Source organism: Paraburkholderia xenovorans LB400 (assembly GCF_000013645.1).
Lineage (GTDB): Bacteria > Pseudomonadota > Gammaproteobacteria > Burkholderiales > Burkholderiaceae > Paraburkholderia > Paraburkholderia xenovorans.
This window is the reverse complement of record NC_007953.1, coordinates 448,012-468,565: the sequence shown is the minus strand read 5'-3', so window position 1 is coordinate 468,565 and position 20,554 is coordinate 448,012. Positions and strand designations below refer to the sequence as shown.

At 63.3% G+C, this 20,554-nt stretch carries 25 protein-coding genes; 9 read left to right on the top strand and 16 right to left on the bottom strand.

What is annotated here, in order from left to right:
• Positions 1 to 4 precede the first annotated feature (4 nt).
• The 5 genes from BXE_RS38805 to BXE_RS44975 form a co-directional block, all read right to left on the bottom strand.
• Positions 5 to 340 (bottom strand): TrbC/VirB2 family protein, encoded by a 336-nt coding sequence (locus BXE_RS38805; RefSeq protein ID WP_011493608.1) that lies wholly within the window; start codon positions 338 to 340, stop codon positions 5 to 7.
• A 35-nt stretch (positions 341 to 375) separates the two neighbouring features.
• Positions 376 to 1,023 (bottom strand): lytic transglycosylase domain-containing protein, encoded by a 648-nt coding sequence (locus tag BXE_RS38800; protein ID WP_011493607.1) that lies wholly within the window; start codon positions 1,021 to 1,023, stop codon positions 376 to 378.
• Positions 1,020 to 1,598: a hypothetical protein gene (locus tag BXE_RS38795; protein WP_011493606.1), complete on the bottom strand. Its 579-nt coding sequence runs from the start codon at positions 1,596 to 1,598 to the stop codon at positions 1,020 to 1,022. Before BXE_RS38795 ends, BXE_RS38800 begins: the two co-directional genes overlap by 4 nt.
• Entirely contained in the window at positions 1,591 to 2,403 is an 813-nt protein-coding gene (locus BXE_RS38790; RefSeq protein WP_233518918.1) for a ParA family protein, read from the bottom strand. Before BXE_RS38790 ends, BXE_RS38795 begins: the two co-directional genes overlap by 8 nt.
• A 900-nt stretch (positions 2,404 to 3,303) precedes the next feature.
• Complete coding sequence (locus BXE_RS44975) at positions 3,304 to 3,882, bottom strand: hypothetical protein (RefSeq protein WP_148223096.1); 579 nt, start codon at positions 3,880 to 3,882, stop codon at positions 3,304 to 3,306.
• A gap of 298 nt (positions 3,883 to 4,180) precedes the next feature.
• On the opposite strand from BXE_RS44975, the gene BXE_RS38780 reads away from it, so the two are divergent.
• Positions 4,181 to 4,453, top strand: a complete 273-nt coding sequence (locus BXE_RS38780; protein WP_040123745.1) for an AbrB/MazE/SpoVT family DNA-binding domain-containing protein — start codon at positions 4,181 to 4,183, stop codon at positions 4,451 to 4,453.
• Complete coding sequence (locus BXE_RS38775) at positions 4,450 to 4,854, top strand: type II toxin-antitoxin system VapC family toxin (RefSeq protein ID WP_011493602.1); 405 nt, start codon at positions 4,450 to 4,452, stop codon at positions 4,852 to 4,854. The genes BXE_RS38780 and BXE_RS38775 overlap by 4 nt, the downstream gene beginning before the upstream one ends.
• A gap of 414 nt (positions 4,855 to 5,268) precedes the next feature.
• Here BXE_RS38775 and BXE_RS38770 read toward each other — a convergent pair whose 3' ends face one another.
• Both BXE_RS38770 and BXE_RS38765 read right to left on the bottom strand, forming a co-directional pair.
• Entirely contained in the window at positions 5,269 to 5,595 is a 327-nt protein-coding gene (locus BXE_RS38770; protein ID WP_040123546.1) for a hypothetical protein, read from the bottom strand.
• Positions 5,592 to 5,834, bottom strand: coding sequence for a helix-turn-helix transcriptional regulator (locus tag BXE_RS38765; protein ID WP_011493600.1), 243 nt, complete (start codon positions 5,832 to 5,834; stop codon positions 5,592 to 5,594). Before BXE_RS38765 ends, BXE_RS38770 begins: the two co-directional genes overlap by 4 nt.
• A 320-nt stretch (positions 5,835 to 6,154) precedes the next feature.
• Here BXE_RS38765 and BXE_RS46795 point away from each other — a divergent pair, with 320 nt between their 5' ends.
• On the top strand, positions 6,155 to 6,325 hold the full coding sequence (locus BXE_RS46795; RefSeq protein ID WP_158340964.1) for a hypothetical protein: 171 nt from the start codon (positions 6,155 to 6,157) through the stop codon (positions 6,323 to 6,325).
• Between the two features lie 146 nt (positions 6,326 to 6,471).
• Here the strand turns inward: BXE_RS46795 and BXE_RS38760 are convergent, their stop codons facing one another.
• From BXE_RS38760 to urtB, 8 genes are all read right to left on the bottom strand, one after another.
• The gene (locus BXE_RS38760; RefSeq protein ID WP_011493598.1) at positions 6,472 to 7,506 is read right to left on the bottom strand and encodes a porin; all 1,035 of its coding nucleotides are present in this window, start codon (positions 7,504 to 7,506) and stop codon (positions 6,472 to 6,474) included.
• 73 nt (positions 7,507 to 7,579) lie between these two features.
• Positions 7,580 to 8,125, bottom strand: coding sequence for an amino acid synthesis family protein (locus tag BXE_RS38755; protein ID WP_011493597.1), 546 nt, complete (start codon positions 8,123 to 8,125; stop codon positions 7,580 to 7,582).
• Entirely contained in the window at positions 8,122 to 9,537 is a 1,416-nt protein-coding gene (locus tag BXE_RS38750; protein WP_011493596.1) for an amidase family protein, read from the bottom strand. The genes BXE_RS38755 and BXE_RS38750 overlap by 4 nt, the downstream gene beginning before the upstream one ends.
• 54 nt (positions 9,538 to 9,591) lie before the next feature.
• Positions 9,592 to 10,770 (bottom strand): ABC transporter substrate-binding protein, encoded by a 1,179-nt coding sequence (locus BXE_RS38745; RefSeq protein ID WP_011493595.1) that lies wholly within the window; start codon positions 10,768 to 10,770, stop codon positions 9,592 to 9,594.
• Between the two features lie 18 nt (positions 10,771 to 10,788).
• Positions 10,789 to 11,532, bottom strand: coding sequence for an ABC transporter ATP-binding protein (locus BXE_RS38740; RefSeq protein ID WP_011493594.1), 744 nt, complete (start codon positions 11,530 to 11,532; stop codon positions 10,789 to 10,791).
• Complete coding sequence (locus BXE_RS38735) at positions 11,519 to 12,253, bottom strand: ABC transporter ATP-binding protein (RefSeq protein WP_011493593.1); 735 nt, start codon at positions 12,251 to 12,253, stop codon at positions 11,519 to 11,521. The genes BXE_RS38740 and BXE_RS38735 overlap by 14 nt, the downstream gene beginning before the upstream one ends.
• The gene (locus BXE_RS38730) at positions 12,253 to 13,326 is read right to left on the bottom strand and encodes a branched-chain amino acid ABC transporter permease (RefSeq protein ID WP_011493592.1); all 1,074 of its coding nucleotides are present in this window, start codon (positions 13,324 to 13,326) and stop codon (positions 12,253 to 12,255) included. The genes BXE_RS38735 and BXE_RS38730 overlap by 1 nt, the downstream gene beginning before the upstream one ends.
• Positions 13,327 to 13,331: 5 nt before the next feature.
• A complete protein-coding gene (gene urtB / locus BXE_RS38725) occupies positions 13,332 to 14,207 on the bottom strand; it encodes an urea ABC transporter permease subunit UrtB (protein WP_011493591.1) in 876 nt (291 codons plus the stop codon).
• 160 nt (positions 14,208 to 14,367) lie between these two features.
• Here urtB and BXE_RS38720 point away from each other — a divergent pair, with 160 nt between their 5' ends.
• The 3 genes from BXE_RS38720 (at position 14,368) to BXE_RS38710 (ending at position 16,880) form a co-directional block, all read left to right on the top strand.
• Positions 14,368 to 14,727, top strand: coding sequence for a helix-turn-helix transcriptional regulator (locus BXE_RS38720; RefSeq protein ID WP_011493590.1), 360 nt, complete (start codon positions 14,368 to 14,370; stop codon positions 14,725 to 14,727).
• A gap of 57 nt (positions 14,728 to 14,784) precedes the next feature.
• Entirely contained in the window at positions 14,785 to 15,114 is a 330-nt protein-coding gene (locus tag BXE_RS38715) for a helix-turn-helix domain-containing protein (protein WP_011493589.1), read from the top strand.
• A 341-nt stretch (positions 15,115 to 15,455) separates the two neighbouring features.
• Positions 15,456 to 16,880 carry an amidase family protein gene (locus tag BXE_RS38710; RefSeq protein WP_011493588.1) on the top strand — a complete coding sequence of 475 codons (1,425 nt, stop codon included), beginning with the start codon at positions 15,456 to 15,458 and terminating at the stop codon, positions 16,878 to 16,880.
• A gap of 2 nt (positions 16,881 to 16,882) precedes the next feature.
• Here BXE_RS38710 and BXE_RS38705 read toward each other — a convergent pair whose 3' ends face one another.
• Positions 16,883 to 17,716 (bottom strand): FadR/GntR family transcriptional regulator, encoded by an 834-nt coding sequence (locus tag BXE_RS38705; RefSeq protein WP_011493587.1) that lies wholly within the window; start codon positions 17,714 to 17,716, stop codon positions 16,883 to 16,885.
• A 240-nt stretch (positions 17,717 to 17,956) separates the two neighbouring features.
• On the opposite strand from BXE_RS38705, the gene BXE_RS38700 reads away from it, so the two are divergent.
• Genes BXE_RS38700 through BXE_RS38690 form a run of 3 tightly spaced genes read left to right on the top strand, consistent with a single transcriptional unit; the run spans position 17,957 to position 20,553 of the window.
• Positions 17,957 to 19,267: an acyl-CoA dehydrogenase family protein gene (locus BXE_RS38700; RefSeq protein ID WP_011493586.1), complete on the top strand. Its 1,311-nt coding sequence runs from the start codon at positions 17,957 to 17,959 to the stop codon at positions 19,265 to 19,267.
• On the top strand, positions 19,257 to 19,535 hold the full coding sequence (locus BXE_RS38695) for an acyl carrier protein (RefSeq protein ID WP_011493585.1): 279 nt from the start codon (positions 19,257 to 19,259) through the stop codon (positions 19,533 to 19,535). The genes BXE_RS38700 and BXE_RS38695 overlap by 11 nt, the downstream gene beginning before the upstream one ends.
• Positions 19,519 to 20,553 carry a 3-oxoacyl-ACP synthase gene (locus BXE_RS38690; RefSeq protein ID WP_011493584.1) on the top strand — a complete coding sequence of 345 codons (1,035 nt, stop codon included), beginning with the start codon at positions 19,519 to 19,521 and terminating at the stop codon, positions 20,551 to 20,553. The genes BXE_RS38695 and BXE_RS38690 overlap by 17 nt, the downstream gene beginning before the upstream one ends.
• The last annotated feature ends 1 nt before the right edge of the window (position 20,554 follow it).

Genomic DNA, 20,554 nt, shown 5'->3' with positions numbered 1-20,554 from the left:
CGCCTCAGCTCGTCGGGATCAGCATCGCCGCGATCACCGTGGCGCAGCCCACGAACAGGCCGCCGATGAACACGTTGGCAATGTCGCCAAAGCGCGCGTGCTGGAACATCATCTTGAAGCCCGCCCAGATGATCGAGATCGAGCACACCACCGCGCCCACGCTAAGCAGCGTGGTCTGGATCGTCGTGAGCAGCGTGTTGACCTGCGAGAGCTGCGCGTATGCCGGCGTCACCGTCAGCAGAGCAGCGACCGCGAGCCCGTTGCGACCGGCTCGCACCGACGCGAGAACCCGCGTCGCCAACCGGATAGTTTTCCATTTCATCTGTAGTCCTGATTTCATGGGATGCTCCTGTTACACATATCGGTTCTGCGCCGTCAGAAGACGACAGCACTTTCCTGAGTCACGTCACCGGGTTCACCGATCGGGCGATTTCGCCTGCCGTCTGTGGTCGAAGGCGTTCCATCCGGAATTCGCAAGGCGCCAGAACGTGCGTCCTGCGGACTGGACGGAATGACGCGAATGGGCGGAACATCGGTGGTAATGGCCGGAACCACCGGATCCGGCCGCGCAGCCTGGGCGACGACCCGCTGCACATAGCCCGTCCGGAATCCGCTGGAAAAGTCTCCGCTCGCGTAGCACGAGAGCCCCGCGCGCAATGCGTTCTGCGCTTCCGGGTGCCTGAGCCGCGCGCGCTCGAAGCAGCCCTGGAGAATGGCCGCCCCGGCAGCGAGATTGCGGCAAGGATCGAAAACGGCCTGCGGCGTCAGCCCGAGCCGGACCCAGTTCGCGCGGTTCACCTGTGCGAGTCCTGCGCTGTAATTCCATCCGCCGGCCTCCAGCGCACGTGTTGTCGCTATGGCCTCATCGAGGTTCGCGGGCTGCCGCTCGAGGCGGCCGCGTACCACCCCGATCGCGTACGGGTCGAAGCCTGACTCGACCCGCACGATGGCTGCCATCGTGGCGGGCGCCACGGCCGGCGCGCACTGCTGTGTCAGGGCAAGAAATGCGGCGAGCGGAATCATTCGCCACCTCCCTGTCCGCCCGAGCCCCCGTACTCCCGCTCGAGAAAGAGGCGCGCCGACCGGGTCGGCTCATACGGAACCGCCGTACTGCCAGCCCCGTAGAACTCCGTGATCGTGCGGTCCGCGCCTCTCGCATCCCACCAGACCCGCGTGTACAGTGCGCCGTCGATCTCGACGTTAATCGCGCCACGCGCATTGCACAGCAGCTCGCTCTGCTCGGGGCCCCCCCAGTACAGCAGATCCTCGCGGCAGTAACCGGCACTCGCAAAAATGTTCACGGCCGACGTTCCCTGTGCGCCGCCTGCGCCGAAGTCGCAGGTCGGAAAAGGGTCGCCGTGGCGCAAGGCCGCCCACAGTTTCTCGATTGGCGGGACGCACTCACCGTACTGTTCAGGACCACCGGGATTGGACAGGCACAGGACCACCTGGCAGCCCCAGTCGTCGGCACGGGCAGTGCCCGGCGCCAGGATTGATATACCGACGAATGCTGCGATGGCGGTTGACCAGCGGCGCAACGCCCGCAGCAACGCTCGACCGGTGACCGCAATATCGAATGAGATGGCAGCGTCATGCATCACACACCTCCGCATCGCGGAAGCCGTGCACCGCATCCTTCCCGATTGCAGCAAGCCGCCGTGTGAGCACATTCAGACAGGCCGTCACCGTCCGCGACGCTTCGGCTACTCCGACGTCCTGCGCGGCAACGTAACCGTGCGGCGCCGGGCGTTTTTCAACGCGCCCGACGGACCTCATAACGGACCACATACGAGGCAGCCACGCGTATCCGTGGGGAAAGGCCCGGTCCACGATCAGCCACTCACGCAGCGTCGTTTCCATCACCTTCACCCACGCCTCTTCCATCGACGAAGGGACGTCGACAACCGGCAGAAGCCCGGCAAAGCGCAATGCCGGATTCAGTCGCGCGCGGACATTGCGGATTCCGTATGTGCCGTTGATGACCTCGGAAGCGCATCCGATACAGTCCGGCGACATCGCGAGTGGGCTCAGCACCGCATCCGCCAGCGCCTCCGCACAGACAGCGCGCAAGTCCGGCAGGATAGGCGCATCGATCAGGCACACGTCGAACCACGGCGCCACGACAGACAGCAGGTGACGAAGGTTCGCGTAATAGCGGGTGCATGCGGGATCATCGCGCGCGCGCAGAGCGTCGATGGCGTCGGCGCTGAGGACGCGAAGGCACCCACCCGTTAGCGGGCTGGCGCACTCGTGCAGATCCGGCGCACGGTTGCCGGAGCCTGTCGTGTCAAGTCCGCAGCCGGCGAGCATCTGTGCGCAGCACGGCGGCTCAGCCAGGTCCAGCACGAGCACGCGCCAATGGTTGATGCGATGCAGGTGACGGGCAAACAGGCAGGTCAGCATCGTTCTGCCCGAATTACCCTCTGCCGAAATGATCAGAAGCGATTTCATGGTTCATCGTCCTCAGCCGCACCCGCGGTCGATGAACCTGCGAAGAAAAAAGAACCCGCGGCGCCAGGGAGGCTGACCGCGGGCTCAACGGGGGATCATTGCATCAGCGCCAGAAAGCAGAAAAGCCTGCAGATGCAGGCTTTTTGCGAATGCGTCACGGCACACCACGTCGTCGCACAGACATCGAACTGCGGGGCCGCTAACGCGTACTCGGTCGTGCGGGGCACGTTGACCGGATCAGATTGTTGGGTTCAATGTAGGTGAGTGCGCGACGCAATGCAAGTATCCTCAGGCGCCCCGCCATCCCAGCCTTTACCCACGTGTTCCCAGGTGTTCCCAGGTGTTCCCACGTGTTCCCAAAAAAATCTGGATACCCGGATTTGGTAAGTCATTTCTGTTTGTGCACGGTACCCGTTGCCGCGTGGAACGACGTTTTATCCCATGCGCACAGCGCGGTCACGACAGGACGATCGACGGTTCCGTCCGGGTAGTCGACAGTCGCCGGATGGGACCATCCCGGTAAACACACCGCCTTTACGCTCATCGTGAGAAATTGGGCTCCGTAGCTGACGCGCCTGAACGTCCGCTCCGGTATTGCGCCCCACGGGGCGCGCACCGTCCGTTCCGGCGCGGATACCCATACCTACGGTTTCGCAGGACTTTGTGCCGCGGCCGCATCGAGCGTGCGCAGCATCACATCCCCAAGCGGGAACTGACTCGTATTGCCCATGTAATAAACGGCGACGCGACCGGGTGATTGTGCAATGACGTACCCCCGCGCTATTTCCTTTCCATTCCTGATCGCCTGATAACACTTCGCCCTTGAGTGACCACACCCTCTGTCGAAGTCCTTCAGATCCAGTTTCGCCACATCCGTGCCAACGGCCTCACCGATAGCGGAGGGAATAGATATCGCCGCGGAACAAACAGAAAAAACCACAAGGCAGTGAGGAAGAAGAACATGATGGCCATAACCGTCCCGGCGTACTTGCGCAGGAGCGGGCGTTTTCCAAGCAGTGCGCGTGCGCCTTCTACGTGGCCCCTGCCGTTTGCGATAATAGGTGATATCACCGCAAATATTACGGGTAGCGCAGCGAAGTAGATCAGGCACACGGCAGTCATGCACACCAGCCTGAGGACGTGTCCACCAAGCCACTGCTGGAGCGCAAGGGTCGCGTGTAATCCTCCCCAAACCGCGAGCACGAAATGTGTTGGGTGATCCGCCGGAAATGCGCCGCTGTGGACAGAAAAACCGGCCAGATACGCGTTGCAATAAGCATCTCCAAGTGAATAAGCGATCCCCGCCATAATAAGCCCAAGCGCTGATGCGATTACTGCCCGGGGCCAGTCCGATATTTTTTTGCGGGAAGATCCGGCCCCTGCGCCGCCATCAGTCTCAATTCCAACGGGGCCGTCGTTTGCAGATTTCATTCTTCGTCCTCTATAAAAAATTGCATTAAAAATGCGGACATAGTCATCCCACGCCCGCTGCGCCGGCCGGCTATTCAGTCTTCTAGCGCAAACCGGATTGCCGGACAGCATCGGCGGCATCCTGACACCCGGGTTCGGGCACCGGGATGCCGCAACCCTTTCCCGGATCGTTGCTCATGCCGTGAGCGCCGTTGCGAGCGCGCCTTGATGCCATGGCGGAAATCTGGCTCACGGCGGGGTCCGGGCTTGACCGTCCGCATCGTGGCATATACAATTTGCATATACAAAGGAGGTGATCGTGCCAATCCCAACGCCATCCGCCCGGCCCAGGGAGGCCAGGCTGTTCCGCAACAACCGCAGCCAGGCGGTACGCATCCCTGTCGAGTTCGAGCTGCCGGGCGATCGCGTTCTGATCCACCGGGAGGGCGACAAGCTCATCATCGAACCGGTGAGGACGCCCGCGAACATCATCGAACTGCTCGCCGCGTGGAGACAGGAGCTGCCGCCCGGACCTGATGACCAGTTTCCGGATATCGAAGATCCGCCAGTTCGACCGGAGGACGTACTTTGAGCGGCTATCTGCTCGACACGAACATCATCAGCGACATGATCCGGAATCCGTTCGGACAGGTGGCCGCCCGTATTGAGCAGATTGATCCCAGGGCGATCTGCACGAGCGTCGTCGTCGCGGCGGAACTGCGCTATGGCTGTGCAAAAAAGGGGTCCGCGAAGTTGCTGGCCAGAGTCGAAAGTCTCCTTGCAACCATTCCCGTGCTGCCGCTGGACGTCCCTGCCGACACGGAATACGGGGGCATCCGCGCGGAGCTTGAGGCCGCCGGCCAGCCGATCGGTGCAAACGACCTTTTGATTGGCGCTCATGCCTACGCATTGGGGCTGACACTCGTGACTGACAACACGAAAGAGTTCAGCCGCATTCGCGGTCTCACGATCGAGAACTGGCTTGACCGGTAGCCGCCGCGCCCGGTAAGACTCGTTACGTGAGAATTGAATCAGGCGGTTAGCCTGACAGCGTCGCTCAACTTCGCAACGAGATCGATGTTCTGACCGGCACTGCGCTGGCCGTGGCGTCCGCTTTCGAACTGGGAACGACTTCTAGCGATTGCCAGGTTTGCAACCGCTGCGAGAGAGCTACATTTGGAGCCGCCGGTACGTTGATGATGGCTGCGGCCGGATAATGCACTGCCCGTCGTCGCCGTTCGAAGCCCGGGTCAGGCATCGAATGGTGACGCCTCGTGACCGTTCTGTGCTTTCGTATCAACGTCTCCGGAATCAACTGAAGCTTGCGAAGCGCCAGATATCTGCAGGTTCTTCAGATATCTGGGCCGCCAATCCCGACACTCCACGCTCCGCAGCAGGACGAGCCCCCTAGTTCCCGCGGTCCCCTGGCGGCGAGCCGGTCGCACGATCCTGGTTTCCGGTCTCCAGCGCCCGAGCGAGCGCTGCGCGAGCGGCCGCAAGTTCCAGTGCGAAGCGTTGCGCCGGCCGGCGCGGTATACGCAGGCGCCGGCAGATGACCTCCTGGTCGGCGTGCCAGAGATGCACCATGCGGAGCATGTCGCGATGCCGGGGATGCAGCGTTTCCCATGCTTTCGTGATCCGCGCCGCATCGACCGGATCGTAGGCGCCCCGCGCGGCGTTGCCCCAGTTCGCCAGACGCCGGCCGAGCGGCGCTGAAGCAAGGTCCCGACTCATGGCACGCCTCCCGCACCGCCTTCGCGAAGCCGTACCGGCACGCGGTAGCGGGAGGGATTCACCAGAAATGCGTCGATATCCCTCGCACGCCATCCGACCAGCCGACCGCCCAATGGAATCGCCGGCGGAAACGTTCCGGCCTGCATGCGACGGTAGATGGTCGAGCGCGACAGCCCCGTGCGCGCCTCGACCTCTCGACGGCGCAGGATCCTGTCCGTGCCACTGTCCTCGATTGACATGGCTTACCCCCAAGGAATCGTTCCGGTCCGCAGTGGCCGGAACATGAGGGCATTCAAGCAGCGACTGGCGCTAACGCCAAACCCGTCTTATCGACGGGAAGCGCCCGTCGGACCAAGCAAACGACGTACGGATGGCCAGCACATATCCGCTTTCAAGAACAGCAATAATCGCGGTCAACCCCACGCACCCCGCGCGTAGAATCCTCAACACCAGACCTATGATGCTCGTTCGGCAAAGGCCACATCAGTCGCATCAACCAGGAGAGTTAGTCGTGCTGTCTTGCGGTGAATAGCGAGAGCGTACCGTTGAGCATGGCGTCGTGCGCTACCCGTCCTGCAACTCGCCGACCGTGACCCGGCCGCTTGTGCTGTCCGTGCAGACAGCGATCTACCAGGAGTATGTGTGCGAATACTGCGGGTGCGAATTCAAGGCCATGTTCGGCTTGATCGGGTACGCGCCGGGAAGCAACAACGAGCACATCGACGCCTGATGTATCGTTCTGCAAAGCGGCAGGTGAATCCTTGGGCCACGACGCCTAATACAACCACAAGTGTGCCGGCTTCGCAGACTCCCGCACCCACTGAAGCCGGCTCGGTCAACGCGACCCGGCCATGCAAACCTGCCGGAGCGGGCCGGCTAGAACTTCATCCTGATGCCCGCTCCCAGGCTGTTGCCTGACGACACACTGGTCATCGTGTCGTACCGCCACGCGGCGTAAACGTCCGTGCGTTTCGAGAGCGGGTAGTCGTATCCGAGCACCACTGTCGACCAGCGCACATCCGCGCCCTGCGCAGGCCGCCGGAGCGTTCCCGCCCATGACAGCAGTATGCTACCCGTGCCGACCTGCGCGCTTGCCCCTACCTGAACGGTATCGTCGGTAAGGTCATTGTTGTTGGTTACCCTTTCGTACTGGAGATAGAGCTTCACCGCCTGCAGGCGATACGCCGCACCAGCCAGCCACGCCGTCTGCTCCGTGGCGCCGTTGAGGAAAAGCGACGCAGTGTGAAGACTCTGGATTGCGGCGGTCGCCGAGAACGGTCCCGCGAAGTAGAGCACGTTCGCACTGTAGTTCGCCTGCCCGGCGTGGCCCGCGATGCCCGCATTGCTGTACAGCACGCTTCCTGTCAGACCACCCACCTCCGGCGTCTGGTAGACGATCGAGTCGTCAATTGCCGTATCGCTTTGCACGGACGCAGCACCCATCGCGGAACCCAGAAACGTGTGGGCCACCATGGGCGAGAAGACGAACGAGTTGCCGAACGGGTTGAACAGCAGCGTGGAGACGAACAGCAGTGAATCGTTACGCCCCAGCGTCACCTGACCAAATTGCCCGCTCAGGCCGACGAACGCCCTGCGCCCGAAGAATGACTGTCCATCGTACGCGCCTGACTGACCACCGTTGATCCGGTAAAAACTCTCGAGCGTGAAGATCGCCTTCATGCCGCCGCCCAGATCCTCGGCGCCCGACATACCCCAATACGATGTCGAGAGGCCCCCGGACCCCACCTGCCAGGCGTTGCCCGCTGAGCCAGGCGTGCGCACCACTCCCGCAAATGCATCGGCCAGCCCGTAGAGGGACACTGACGACTGCGCGTGCACGGCGCCCGCTGAGATGCACAACGACAGCGCCGCCAGCGCCTTGCTCCATCTTCCCCGCACATCCCTGCGCATGTTTTTCTCCTTGATCGCTTGTGAGTGTTCGTTCGATGTGTGCCTGCCTGATGGCATGGTTTGTCGCCGCGCGTCATCCCGGCCTGACGCGTGCGAGCGGCCTTCCTCGCTCGGCCAGCGCGACGGCAACCAGTAGTTCGTCCGGTGCCGGCGAGTCGGGTATGCAAAGCGACACCGTGTCGAAGTGGTCGAAGCTCCACATGTCTGTGACGCTGTGCATGGGAATGTCGATGCAGGCACCCGCAGGCCCACGCTTCGTGACGGATGGCATGATCGAGGACGCGCCAGGCAGGCAGTCGCGCACCGCCTTGCCGAGTCGCGGATGAAGCAGCGCCGCTCCCCATTCGAGCGGTACTCCTGCGCCTGCGAGCGCCGCCTTCCCGTAACCCTGGATGTCTTCCCCCGCACAACCGAGCGCAAGCAGCGCCCGTCCGGTGAGCATCTGGCCAAGGTCGGCGCCCGTCGCATAGAGCGCCTCGAGCTCCCAGGCAACATCCTGATCGGTCGTCTTCAGTACCGCAGCGGCCACTACCTGACGGTGCGGTGGGGTCACCGGCGTACCGAGCTCCGCACACCGCTCAACGAGATGGACTACGATCCGCGCGATCTGCACGTTCATGGCGCGATCTCCACGTCGCCCGGAAGCTGCAGTTCCGGTCCCGGTGCCGGAAAATCTCCTCTCGCCAGTTCGTACGCGCGCGCGGCCCGCAAGACCAGGGCATCGCTGCCCCGACGCCCGATAATCTGCAGGCCGGTCGGCAGGTCGCCCGCGAATCCGCACGGCACGGATATCGCAGGTAGGCCGGCCTGGTTGCACCACGCCGTCAGAAGCGGTGCACTGCGCAGATGGCCGGGCAAGCCGGGAACCGGAGGCGGTCCGCAATGAAACGTCGGCGTGAGCAGCAGGTCATAACGTTCGAAGAAGGTTTCCATCGATGCGCCGAGTGCGTGACGGGCAAGCAGTGCATCGACGAATGTCGCGGTGTCGATCCGTGCCCCTGCATCCGCAAGTGCCGTCAGCTCGGGATCAAGCAGCGTCCTGTCGGCTGCCTCCATATGCCGCACACGTTGTGCGAAGAACACGCACCACTGGACCGAATGCATGCGGCCATTGCCGTAGTAGTCCGCGATCGGCGCGACGTCGGTCTGGATGACCGTCGCGCCGAGTGCCCCGAATGTGTCCGCTGCCCTCCCGACACACGCCGCAATGTCCGGCGCCACCGGCACACCGTCCGGGGCGGGGCACCAGCCGATCCGCAGACCCACCACGCCGTCGTCCAGCGCGGCGGAATAGCCCGCCGGACTCCCTCCTTCGGAAGACCCGTCGTTGTTCGCGCCGGTCATCGCATCGAGCATCAACGCTGCGTCGCGCACGGTTCGCGCGATCGGGCCGAGGGTGGACAGTGCAGTCCACGACGCCGCATTGCCCGCCGGCACCAGCGCGAACGTAGGCTTGAACCCGACCACGCCGCTCCAGCAGGCCGGAATCCGGATGGACCCGCCCCCATCCGTGGCCAGCGACAGCGGACCCATGCCCAGCGCGACCGCGACCGCGGAGCCGCCGCTGCTGCCCCCAGGCGAGAGCCGCGTGTCCCACGGATTGCGCGTCGCACCTGTCAACGGACAATCGGTGACGATCTTGTTTCCGAACTCGGACGTCGTCGTCTTGCCAAACGGTATGGCGCCCGCACGCCGCAGCCGCGCCACGGCCGGCGCATCGACGCTCTCGCGGTCCGGCGAAGCGGTCCATGACCCATGCCGTGTCGGAAAACCGGCCACGGCGACGAGATCCTTGACCGATACCGGTACGCCATCAAGCGGACCGCACGGCTCGCCCCGCGTCCACCGGCGCTCGGCCTCGCAGGCGGCAGACATCGCCCCTTCCTCGTCGAGGGCGCAGAAGGCGTTGACCGCTGGATCGAGCTTCGTGACCCGGTCCAGTACCGCGCACATGACCTCCACAGGCGAGAGGCTACGCTGCCGGAAGCCGGCAACCAGCTGAGCTATATTCAGCATGACAATTTCGCTCATTTTGTAGTCCTTATCTCTTGGTACAAACGATTCCAAAGCGTGGCGAGGACATGTCTATCCTTCACAGACCGGCATCACCGGGCCCGTGGATTCCAGGATCGAAAAGCTGTTATCGGCAAGCGCCTGGCCGATCCGTGTCTGGCAAAGCACATGACCACCATCGCGGCTCACGCCCGTCTTGCCACGTGGAAGTGCTACTGACACACCCGGCAACACGGCCTTGACACGAGCGGCATCAACACTTCCCGCCGACCGGACGGCTTCGGCGAAAAGACGAATACCTGCATAGGTGTTCTCGCCATGCGGCAGCACCACGGCATAGCGGCCGAGGCGAGGATCGCGTGCATCGGCGTAACGGCCTGTATAGCGCGTGAGGAACGCCTGGTTTTCCGGGTTGTCGATGCTCATGAAGTACGACGACACGCCGATCGTGCCGGTCGATGCACCTGTGGTTGCGATCGAGAGAGACTCGTGTGCGATGTCGGTCACCAACTGTGGTTTCATCGCGAACGAGCGGTACTGCTTCACGAACGTCACGGGGTCGTCCCCGATGCTGTGCCATGCGATCTGCGGCCTGGCACTCGCGACCTGTTGCAGGACGGCACCGTAGTCGCGTGTGCCGAAGGGCAGCCAGAAGACGTCGAGGAACTTCCCGCCATGACGGGTCACCGCCGCCTGCAACTGCGGGACCAGCACCTTCCGGTTGCTGCCGATGTCCGAGACGACCGCGCAGACAGACCGTCCACCGTCACGCATGAGCCAAGCAATGAGCGGCTCGATCCGCTGGCTCGTGGCGAGGCCAGTCGTGAGTAGTTGCGGGTCGCACCGCCCCTCGTCGAAGTTCGGATAGACGATGAGCTTTCGCGCGGCCCTTGCCGCCTGAAGGGCCGCCTCGCGCTCGGATGGCAGCACCATGCCCGTGATCATCGCCACGTCGTCGCGCATGAAAAGCTGCCGCGCCTTCTGCAACGTGACGGCCGTCGACATCTGTGTGTCCTCCACGCTCAGTTGCAGCGGTCGGCCAAGCAGCCCACCCTGTGCATTGATCTCGTCCACCGCCAGCGCGGCACAGTTTCGATTAGTCTGTCCCACTCGCGTCAGTGGACCGCTGAGTGGCGCGAGCAGCCCGATCTTCAACGGCTCGGCGCCACGTGCGAATGGAGCAACGGCCGATGCGGCGAGGGATGCCGTTGCGCCAAGCAGCACGGTTCGGGAAAATTCACGTCGGTTCATGCTTTTTCTCACTGGATGTCACTGGATGTTTTCAGGGCGGAAGTCCGGCGCGGCATCCGCGGCCGGGGAGAGATAGCGCGCGAGCGGGTGTTCGCCCTTCCCGCTGTGTCGCGGCTCAACGGCGCCGGCATGCACAAGTCGCCCGTTGCTGAGCACGATGCAGCGGCGTGCGCTCTGAAGGACGAGGTCGAGGTTCTGTTCGACGAGGAGCACCGCCAGTTTCGAGCGGCGGCAGAGCTCGGGAATCACCTCACCGATACGCTCGACCAGATTGGGCTGCACACCATCGGAGGGCTCATCCAGCAAGAGCAGTTTTGGACGGCCGCACAGGGCGCGTGAGATGGCGAGGACCTGCTGCTCGCCACCCGAGAGCGTGCCGCCCTGCTGCGATAGGCGCGTCTTGAGCACCGGGAAGTAATCGAATACCTCATCGAGGATGTCCGCCCCGCCGGCGGCCTGCGTACCCATCAGCAGGTTCTCCCGCACGGTCAACTTCGGAAAGATCCACCGCCCCTGCGGCACCAGACCGATGCCGCGCTGCGCGATCTCGTGCGTGCGCAGGCCTGTCACCGGCTGGTCCAGGAAAGACACCTGCCCGCTCACACGCGGCAGCAGCCCCATGACCGCCTTCACCAGCGTGGTCTTGCCCGCGCCGTTGCAGCCGAGCACACCGACCACCTCGTTTGGCAGCACGTCCAGCGTGACGTTGTGAACCACATCCACATCGCCATATCCGGCGCACAGGTTTTCAATGCGCAGCATGTGTCGCCCCCCTCCCCAGATAGATGCGGCGGATCTCCTCGTCGGCTGCGATCTCCGCATACGATCCGCGTCGAACCACCTCTCCCCGGTGCATCACCCAGGTCTCACACGCGAGGGACTGCACGAAGCCGAGGTCGTGTTCGATGACGAGCACCGCGCATCGCTCGCGCAACCGGTGAATAAGCCGCACCAGCCGCTGTGCGTCCTTCGCGGACAGACCGGCTGCGGGTTCATCGAGCAGCAGCAATGCGGGCTGGCACATGATCGCCATGCCGATTTCGAGCCACTGCCGCTCACCATGCGGCAGATACGATGCGAGCTCGCCCGCCTGCCCGGCCAGACCCACCTCCTCCAGCACCGCGTCGGGATCGGGCATGGGTGTCGCCCGGTAAGCCGCGACGCCAAGACCCGCCACCACCAGGTTGTCGCGCACCGTCATCGTGAGGAAGGTGTTCGTCCCCTGAAACTTGCGCACCACGCCGCGCCGGCAGAACGCGTGCATCGGGCGACCGGTCATCCGCTCACCATCGAGAGTCAGTTCGCCGGAACCAGGGGCAATCGCGCCTGAGAGCAGGCCGACAAGCGTGCTCTTGCCCGCGCCGTTCGGGCCAATCACGCATAGCAGGTCGCGTGGCGCGATGTTGATGTCGACGCCCGCCACGGCGTTGATTCCACCGAACGCGCGCGACAGGTTGGTGCCCTGCAGAAACTGGCCGTCCATTACCGCTCCTCCCGTGCGTGTTCCGCGCGGTGAACCGGTGGCCGGCTCCATACCGCTCGAGCAGCCCGACGCGCAGCCTCCAACAGTTCGTGGAGCTGCAGTCCGTTGGGCAAGAACAGCACGCAGGCGAGAAACAGACCGCCGAGGATCAGGGGCCAGCCGTCCGTGCTGTAGCTGGAGACGGTCTGCCTGAGCAGCGTCAGCACGACCGCGGCGACGACGGGTCCACCAGTTCTTCCCCTGCCACCAATGGCCACCCAGAGGATCACTTCGGTCGCAAGGATCGGCGAGAACACGTCCGGTGCCACCACCCCCGAGCAGGCCGCCATCAGTACGCCAGCGATTGCGGCAAGCGCGGCCGAGGCGACGAAGACGAGCAGCAGGTGAAACGACGTGTGATAGCCGCACGCCTTCGCGCGCCACTCGTTAGCCGCGATCGCATCAAGCACCTTGCCGTAGCGGCTGCGGCACACGAGCCAGATCAGGCCGGTCGCGGCAAGCAGTACAATGGCCACCGTGTACCAGGAGGCGCGAGGACCGCTCATGTCGAGCGTGTGACCGCCCGCGCTGAATGACAGTCCCGGGATGCCCAGGATGCCCGTGTCGCCCCCGGTCACCGACTGCCAGCTGACGGCGAGCTGCTGGGCGACGATCAGCACGGCCAGGCTGATGATGGCGAAGAAGTGAAGCCTCACCCCTGCAAAGAGCAGGAAATAGCCAATCACAGCAGCAACAGCCGCGGCGCAGAGCACACCGGCCACCAGCCCCGTCACAGGCGCCTGCCCGAACTGGACAGTCGCGACGGCGAATCCATAGGCACCGAGGCCCAGGAACGTCGTGTGGCCGAGCGTGAGGACCCCGGCCCGCCCCCAGAGCAGGTCATAGCTCAATGCGAGGATCCCCATGACCAGTGCATCGCGCACCGTCGACAGCAGCCAGGGACCGGCAAAGAAAGGCACGAGCGCCGCGGCGGCCATCGCCACGCTCCACATCAGCAGCGCTGAAACATCCCTTGGGCCGAGGGCAGGCTGCGAGAGCCAGAGCCGCAGACAGCCTGCATGTTTTCCAGACATACGCTTTATCCTTTACCGAGCAGCTGATGCGCGGCACTGAATCCTGGAATCAGCCCTTGCGGTCTGAACCGGATCACCACAATGGAGAGGACCAGCACCATCGCCGAGGCAAGAGAGGGATCGACGCGATAGCTCAGTAACGTCTCGGCAGTACCGATGACTGCGCTGCCCAGGATGCTGCCCGCGATCGATCCGATACCGCCCAGCACGATCACGAAAAACGCCTTGGCAAGATAGGACACGCCCAGATGCGACTCGACCGAGACCATGGGTGCGACGAGTACGCCGGCAAGCGACGCGAGCCCCGCGCCGCCACAGAAGGCAATCCGATTCAGGCGTCGGGTGTCGATGCCAGTGGCCTCGGCCATCGCCCGGTGCTGGATCACGGCACGCAACTGGGTACCAACACGCGTACAGGCGAACAGCAGCCAGCAGCCTGCCGTCACGGTCAGCGCGACGCCGATCACGAAGATCCGGTAGGCCGGATAGCTTCCGCCGGGGACCGGCACCACCCCGCTGAACGGGGCGTACACGAGCATCGGCTGCGTGCCGAAGATAAGTTCCAGCACCTTCTGCAGGATCAGGCTCACCGCATAGGTCGCGAGGAGTGTGTCCAGTGGCCGGTCGTAGAGCAGCCGGATGATGAAACGCTCGAGGCACCATCCGAGGGCGGCGCCGACGGCGGGCGCCACAACCAGGGCAAGCCAGAAAGCCTGCTGCCCGCCAACCGCCTGGGCGATGGCTAACGCGTATGCGCCGATCGTGACCCACTCGGCATGTGCAAGGTTCACGATGTCCATCATGCCGAAGACGACCGCGAGTCCAAGCGCCACCAGCATCAGAATGCTCACGTACCCCAGAATGTTCAGAATCGTCGTCATATGAATAAGTCCCGGTCTTCATGTCTGCGGAGCTGTTACCCCGCGCGTGTAATTGGCAAACGAGCCGCATTGCGGCACCTCCCCACACCCAAGAATCTCTTAGGCGGCTCACTAAGAAAATCTTAGTAAAAACAGCAAGCGAATCCCAGAGACTCAGAGGATGCCGGTCAAGCACACGACATCCTCCATTTTTGCCAAACGCCTGAAAGAGGCACGGGTACGCGCGCGCCTGACCCAGGAGCAGCTCGGTATCAATGCGGGAATCGACGAATTCTCCGCCAGTGCCCGCATCAACCAGTACGAAAGAGGCAAGCACCTGCCCCACCTGTTGATGGGGCAACGTCTGGCCAGGGCGCTCCACGTCCCGACGTCTTTCCTCTACGAGGAGGACGATCTGCTGGCCGATCTGCTCATAGTTGCGGCCCGGCTCACGCGGGGAAAGAAGAAGATCCTCCTCGCGAATGCCGAGGCGCTGAGACAATCAGCATCCTCCAGGACGACAAAACCAAGTAATGTTTAGCCTTTCGACTAAGAATTACTTAGTAAAATCCCTGAGCGAATCCGGGACACTCGCCGGATGTCGCGCGACACACCCACTTCTGATGCCGTCTTCCCTCGACGCCTGAAACAGGCGCGACTGCGCTCGGGCCTGACCCAGGAGCAGCTTGGCATCCACGCCGGTATCGACGAATTCTCAGCCAGCGCCCGCGTCAACCAGTACGAAAAGGGCAAACACACCCCTGCCATACAGACCAGCCAGCGTCTGGCGCGGGCACTCCTTGTCCCCACGGGCTTCCTCTACGAGGACGACGATCTGCTGGCGAACCTGCTGGCGATCGCCGGCAGGCTCAGCAAGGAAAAGAAGAGAGCCCTCCTCGCCAGCGCCGAGAAACTGGCCCAGGAATAAACTAAGATTTCCTGAGTCTCCGGACCAACCGCAGGCGACGCCATAATTGCCGCCCTCGCCCGATCGCAGCATTTGCCTCGATTGATGAACAACCCGTGTGAACCGCTTCGTGCCGCCAAACCACGACGCCCTTCAAACTTGCGTCACGTACCAGGCCGACACTACCGGTCACCGGCAGCAGGCTCGCTCGGCGATTTGTGATCATAAATTACGTCCACAGAATCTGGATGTCAACACCACTGAATCGCTCGTTTACCCTGATTTTTCAGCACTTCAAGATCACTTGACATGGGCGAGTCTCACATCTATGGTCTATTTATGATGATTAATTAGGAGACAACATGGGTAATGACATCTGCGATCTGACAGCACAGGAGCTTCATGCGCTTTACAAAACGGGCACCACCTCCCCCGTGGAGGTCATGCAGGCCGTGCTGCTGCGCGTAGAACAGCTCGATCCCGCCGTGAATGCCTTCTGCCAGATAGCAGCGGATGCACTCGACATGGCGCGTGAATCCGAGAAACGTTGGCAACACAAGCGCCCGCTTGGCCCGCTGGACGGCGTCCCGGTCAGCATCAAGGACAACGTCGCTGTCGCCGGACTTGCTACACGATACGGCTCCCGCGCCACGGACGAAACGCCGTCACCCCACGACAGCCCTTGCGTAGCCCGGCTTCGCGAGTCCGGTGCGATCTGCTTTGCCAAGACCACCCTGCCTGATTTCGCCCACAAGATCGTCACCGATAGTCCGCTTACGGGCGTCACGCGCAACCCCTGGGATACGGACCGTACTCCAGGCGGCAGTAGTGGCGGAGCCGCCGCCGCGGTCGCGCTTGGCATGGCGCCCGCTGCCATCGGCACCGACGGCGGTGGATCGATCCGGATTCCAGCTGCGTTCACGGGCACGTTTGGTTTCAAGCCGAGCTTCGGACGCGTTCCGCATGCGCCACGCGGGCCGTTCGGGCTGTTGAGCCACGTTGGCCCCATGACCCGCTGCGTGGCCGATGCCGCACGCATACTGACCGTCATCAGTCGCCCTGACAGCCGCGACTGGTACGCCTTGCCGTTCGACGCCAGCGACTATGAACTTGGTCTCAAGTGCAAGCCAACACCAGGTGGTGTCCGTATAGCGTACAGTTCGTCCCTGGGCCTCGCTGTCACGCCCGAAACTGCCGTCCACGACGCGCTCATGCGTACAGTCGACACCTTCCGTGAGCTTGGCGCCAGGGTTCAGCCGGAAGATCCGCCGGGTATTGCTCGCTGTAACGCGATCCACTCCACCATCTGGCCAGCCTGCTGTCGCCAGCTCACCGAAGGCATGGCTGACGGCGGCGCGACGCTCGATCCGTCGTTACAGGCCTACTCTGAGGCGGGCGCGACAATATCGCGCCAGACGTTGCTTGCCGCACTCATCGAGAGAGGCGAACTTGGCGCCACCGTCAACGCATTCTTCGAACGGTACGACCTTGTTATTTGCCCGGTGTATCCCCGCGTGGCCATGTCGCTTGCGGAACTCCAGGCCAGCAAGGAACTGTTTCCCCACTTCACCGCATGGTGCAACCAGCTCGGGCTTCCTGCAGCAAGTGTTTATGCGGGCAGCACTTCAGACGGCCTACCGATCGGGATACAGATCGTTGGCGGCCGTCACGCCGATGCGCTCGTGCTCTGGGCAAGCCACATCCTGGAACTCGCGCTCGGACGCGCTCCGCTAGCTCAACTGGCGCGCACGCTTTCCTCATCCATTAGTGGCCGCAAAACGCACTGACACTACGCGCCCTTCCTGCCCGCGTGCAGCCCAAGGTCCGAATCCAGTACCAGCTTTTGCCGCAAGGCTGCATGCACCTTGCGAAGCTGCGCCTCCGCTTCTTCCATGTGAGCCACCATAAGCTTCTCGACCGCCGCTGCATCACGGCACCTTACCGCTTCCAGGATCGCGCGATGAGCAGCAACAGTCTGCCGACCAAACGCCTGATAGTCGTCTTGCGTCACATTGCCGGCGACGATCACGAGGGTGTGCAGAATCTGGTTGATGATCTGACAGGTGCACCGAAGGAACGCGTTCGGATTGGCCCCTGCCAGCACGTCATGAAAACGGATGTCTTCCTGGCGCTGATCGAGGGCACGTTCATGACTCGCGGCAAACGGCTCGCACACCTCCACGCTGCGCTCGAGCGCCTCCAGATCCGCGTCCGTCAGGTGCTCCACCGCTCCCGCCGCAAGTAGCGGCTCCAGCACACGCCGCACGGCGTAAATGTCCTCAAGGCTGATGCTCTCGAAAAAGAGGTAGTTCTGCAGCGACTGGAACGCGCGGGCGAGCGGAACGCGTGTAATCGTTGCACCACCCTCCGGTCCCGTACTCAGACGCACGAGGCCCTGTACCTCCAGGGCCTTGAGAGCCTCCCGCATGGAACCTCGACTGACGTTGAACATTTCCTGAAGCTCCGCCTCCTTGTTCAGTCGCATGCCGGGGCGCAGCTTTCCATCGGTAATCCAGCTTTTGATCAGCTCGGCCACCTGATCTCCCCGCTTGGTCGTACGCGGCCCCTTGTTGTCTGGCTGAAGCACCGGTTTTTTCTCTGTCGTCTGTTTTCGCGCTGCCATACGTCATACCCGTAGTTGGCCACCATCGTTTGGTCTGAATGCCATTATCGGTCATCCGCTGCCGCGTGACCGCCAGAACGTCCCCTGGCACGCCCCCGGTACAACACCCTCCTAATGTTCGGAGGTGACGCCTCTCGCCCTCATACCTACGCTCATTGCCATACGACACGCAAACCTCATCCGTGGGTTCGCGCGAATATCGGTCCTGGGCGCAGATGCGCCCGCCTGGGAGAAGGCGTCATGACGCCACATTTACACACGTCGCAGCAGGCTCACGCGATCGCCGACATCAGCACAGCGCTCGCCGATCGCGGGCTCGATCTCGACCTGCTTGCGACGCGTATGCGCACCGTCAGTCCCGAATCGGACGCAACCGGCGAGATCGTCGGTCCTCCCTGGGGTGCGGATGACGTAAGCGCCCTGAACATGAACCTCGTGCCCACCCGGTACGGCGGCTGCCCGGCGCTGCAGTCCCTCGTGGCACAGGCAACACTGATGGCCTTCCTCGGGGAGGCCGACGCAAGCCTCGCGCTGGCGCTGCCGGGCCCGGGGCTCGCCATGCCGCCTGTCGTTGCGCTCGCCTCGACGCAGCAGCAGGCCCGGTTCTTCCAGCGGTTCCAGTCGGGCGCGCCGCTCTGGGGCGCTTTCGCCATCACCGAGCCGGACTACGGTTCCGACGCGACTGCCATGCGTACCCGTGCACGAAAGACGGGTCGCGGCTGGGTCCTGAATGGCACCAAGTGCTTTATCACGAACGGCGCGCGCGCCGACTGCGTGATCACGTTTGCAACGATCAATTCGCAGATGGGTCGGTACGGGATCCGCGCATTCCTGGTGGATTGCAATACACCGGGATTCACGGTGTCGCGCATCGAACGCATGGCTGGCCTGCGCGCGACCCAACTCGCCGCGCTGTCCTACGCCGACTGCGAGCTCACCGATGATGCGCTGCTTGCCCGCGGCGACGAAAAGCCCCTCGATGACGCTTTCTCGGGTGCGCAGCGGTCCTGGGATTATTTCAGGCCACTGCTTTCCGCCGTCATGGTCGGCGCTTGCCGGCGGGTCCGTGCGGACCTTGTGGCCTGGCTCGATGCCGGCGGCACGCCCGCGGACAGGCATCGCAGCGTAGCGAGCGTGGAAGCGTCCCTGCTCGACATCGACCGCCAGATTGCGGCCGCATGGCTGCTGTGCCATTGCACGGCCTGGAAAGCAGATCGCGGCGCCGCAACGTCAATGGATTCATCCATGACAAAGGCGTTTGCCTCGCGCATGGCCGCGCGGGTGACGCGCGCTGCGATGGACCTCGCCGGCATCGACGGCATCACTGCCTTTCCATCACTTGAACAAGCCTACCGGGACGCCAAAGCGTTCGACATCATGGAAGGTACCGGCGACCTGCAGCGGCTTATGATTGCGCGGGCAGCGCAGCGATCAACCTCACGCCCTTGGGACATCACGGCATCGCCCGCCGGCTGCCCCGCCCAGCCTGACTCACCACCCGACGTCGACAACGCCCACCGATCCGGGCAGGAGACATCTCATGACACATGACACGCACGGCCCGGGACGCGAGGAAATCGCCACCACCATCAGGTCATGCCTGCTGTCGGCCGTCGGCAGCACGATGGCTGCGGACCTGATCGCCGACGACACGAACCTGTTCGACGTCGGCGTCGACTCAATGAACATGACTGACCTGCTTCTTGAACTCGAGCAGCGCTTTGGCTTCACACTCGCACCGGAGGACCTCACAGCCGATCTGTTCCTGCGGTTTGGCAACCTTGTCTCCTTCGTTGAATCCCATGTACATCGCAACTGATCACGGCCACGGGCAAATCTGCATTGCGTCGACAGCGCGGTATGTGCCGAAGGCACGTGTGCACCCCGAAGCGCTGCCACAGAAGCCAGTGGCAACGGCCATCTCCATGCGCGACGCCGTGATGCGATCGGTCCATGCCGATACGCTGCGCTGGCGCCAACAGGCGACACCGTCTGTCGCCGCAAATCATCCGTCCCGGTCCGTCCACCCGGCGATGCCGGCTCATGTCGCCAGCGAGCCACACCTCAGCCTCTCGGAAATGGCCTCCGCCGTAGCCGGCGAAGCTATCCGGCGGTATCCCTCAAAAGAAGACCATGCGCCGGACCAGATCATCGTATGTGGAACCAGTCTTGAACATGATCTCGCGCTGTCGTGCGCGGGTCGCCTGCACAGCGAACTCGGGTCGACGGGCGTGCCGTTCGCGATTGGACAGATCCAGGGCGTGTCCTTCTTTCTTGCGCTGCAGGTGGCGGCCGACATGATGGCCAGTGACGAGCGCATGCACACGACACTGATCGTCGCGGCCGAACGCTGGCTCCCGCCGTTTTCCCGTCAGACCGGTTCGCTGACCGTATTGGCTGATGGCGCGGCGGCGATCCTGGTCAGCCGTGGGTCGTGTCCCGGATGGCACGTACGCAGTCTCACGGTATGCACGCCTTGCACCTCTGTGTCCATCCCGCCGCAGGATATCCGTATCGACGAAGCGGCCGTAGTCGAAGTCATTGGGCAGACGTGCGCACAGGCAGGGGTTAAGCCCACTACATTTGACTGGATCGTGCCGCCGCGCATCAACACCACCCTGGCATGCAACGTCAGCGCAGAGGCCCGACTGCCAGTCTGGCGAATGTGGTATCCGGAGCCAGGCGATATCGGGTATCTGTGCGCCGCGGACGCGCCGGCGCAGCTCCACGTGTTGCTGCAAACGGTTGTTCCGGCTAACGGGCAACGCATCCTGCTGTGGTCGGCCGGCTTCCAGGGGCAGGCGGCATGCGCCGTTCTCGAATACCACGGGAGATAGC

Coding starts and splice junctions, on each gene's coding strand:
- BXE_RS38805 (WP_011493608.1), bottom strand. CDS start 340: ATGAAATCAGGACTACAGATGAAATGGAAAACTATCCGGTTGGCGACG.
- BXE_RS38800 (WP_011493607.1), bottom strand. CDS start 1,023: ATGATTCCGCTCGCCGCATTTCTTGCCCTGACACAGCAGTGCGCGCCG.
- BXE_RS38795 (WP_011493606.1), bottom strand. CDS start 1,598: ATGCATGACGCTGCCATCTCATTCGATATTGCGGTCACCGGTCGAGCG.
- BXE_RS38790 (WP_233518918.1), bottom strand. CDS start 2,403: ATGCTGACCTGCCTGTTTGCCCGTCACCTGCATCGCATCAACCATTGG.
- BXE_RS44975 (WP_148223096.1), bottom strand. CDS start 3,882: ATGAAATCTGCAAACGACGGCCCCGTTGGAATTGAGACTGATGGCGGC.
- BXE_RS38770 (WP_040123546.1), bottom strand. CDS start 5,595: ATGAGTCGGGACCTTGCTTCAGCGCCGCTCGGCCGGCGTCTGGCGAAC.
- BXE_RS38765 (WP_011493600.1), bottom strand. CDS start 5,834: ATGTCAATCGAGGACAGTGGCACGGACAGGATCCTGCGCCGTCGAGAG.
- BXE_RS38760 (WP_011493598.1), bottom strand. CDS start 7,506: ATGCGCAGGGATGTGCGGGGAAGATGGAGCAAGGCGCTGGCGGCGCTG.
- BXE_RS38755 (WP_011493597.1), bottom strand. CDS start 8,125: ATGAACGTGCAGATCGCGCGGATCGTAGTCCATCTCGTTGAGCGGTGT.
- BXE_RS38750 (WP_011493596.1), bottom strand. CDS start 9,537: ATGAGCGAAATTGTCATGCTGAATATAGCTCAGCTGGTTGCCGGCTTC.
- BXE_RS38745 (WP_011493595.1), bottom strand. CDS start 10,770: ATGAACCGACGTGAATTTTCCCGAACCGTGCTGCTTGGCGCAACGGCA.
- BXE_RS38740 (WP_011493594.1), bottom strand. CDS start 11,532: ATGCTGCGCATTGAAAACCTGTGCGCCGGATATGGCGATGTGGATGTG.
- BXE_RS38735 (WP_011493593.1), bottom strand. CDS start 12,253: ATGGACGGCCAGTTTCTGCAGGGCACCAACCTGTCGCGCGCGTTCGGT.
- BXE_RS38730 (WP_011493592.1), bottom strand. CDS start 13,326: ATGTCTGGAAAACATGCAGGCTGTCTGCGGCTCTGGCTCTCGCAGCCT.
- urtB (WP_011493591.1), bottom strand. CDS start 14,207: ATGACGACGATTCTGAACATTCTGGGGTACGTGAGCATTCTGATGCTG.
- BXE_RS38720 (WP_011493590.1), top strand. CDS start 14,368: ATGCCGGTCAAGCACACGACATCCTCCATTTTTGCCAAACGCCTGAAA.
- BXE_RS38715 (WP_011493589.1), top strand. CDS start 14,785: ATGTCGCGCGACACACCCACTTCTGATGCCGTCTTCCCTCGACGCCTG.
- BXE_RS38710 (WP_011493588.1), top strand. CDS start 15,456: ATGGGTAATGACATCTGCGATCTGACAGCACAGGAGCTTCATGCGCTT.
- BXE_RS38705 (WP_011493587.1), bottom strand. CDS start 17,716: ATGGCAGCGCGAAAACAGACGACAGAGAAAAAACCGGTGCTTCAGCCA.
- BXE_RS38700 (WP_011493586.1), top strand. CDS start 17,957: ATGACGCCACATTTACACACGTCGCAGCAGGCTCACGCGATCGCCGAC.
- BXE_RS38695 (WP_011493585.1), top strand. CDS start 19,257: ATGACACATGACACGCACGGCCCGGGACGCGAGGAAATCGCCACCACC.
- BXE_RS38690 (WP_011493584.1), top strand. CDS start 19,519: ATGTACATCGCAACTGATCACGGCCACGGGCAAATCTGCATTGCGTCG.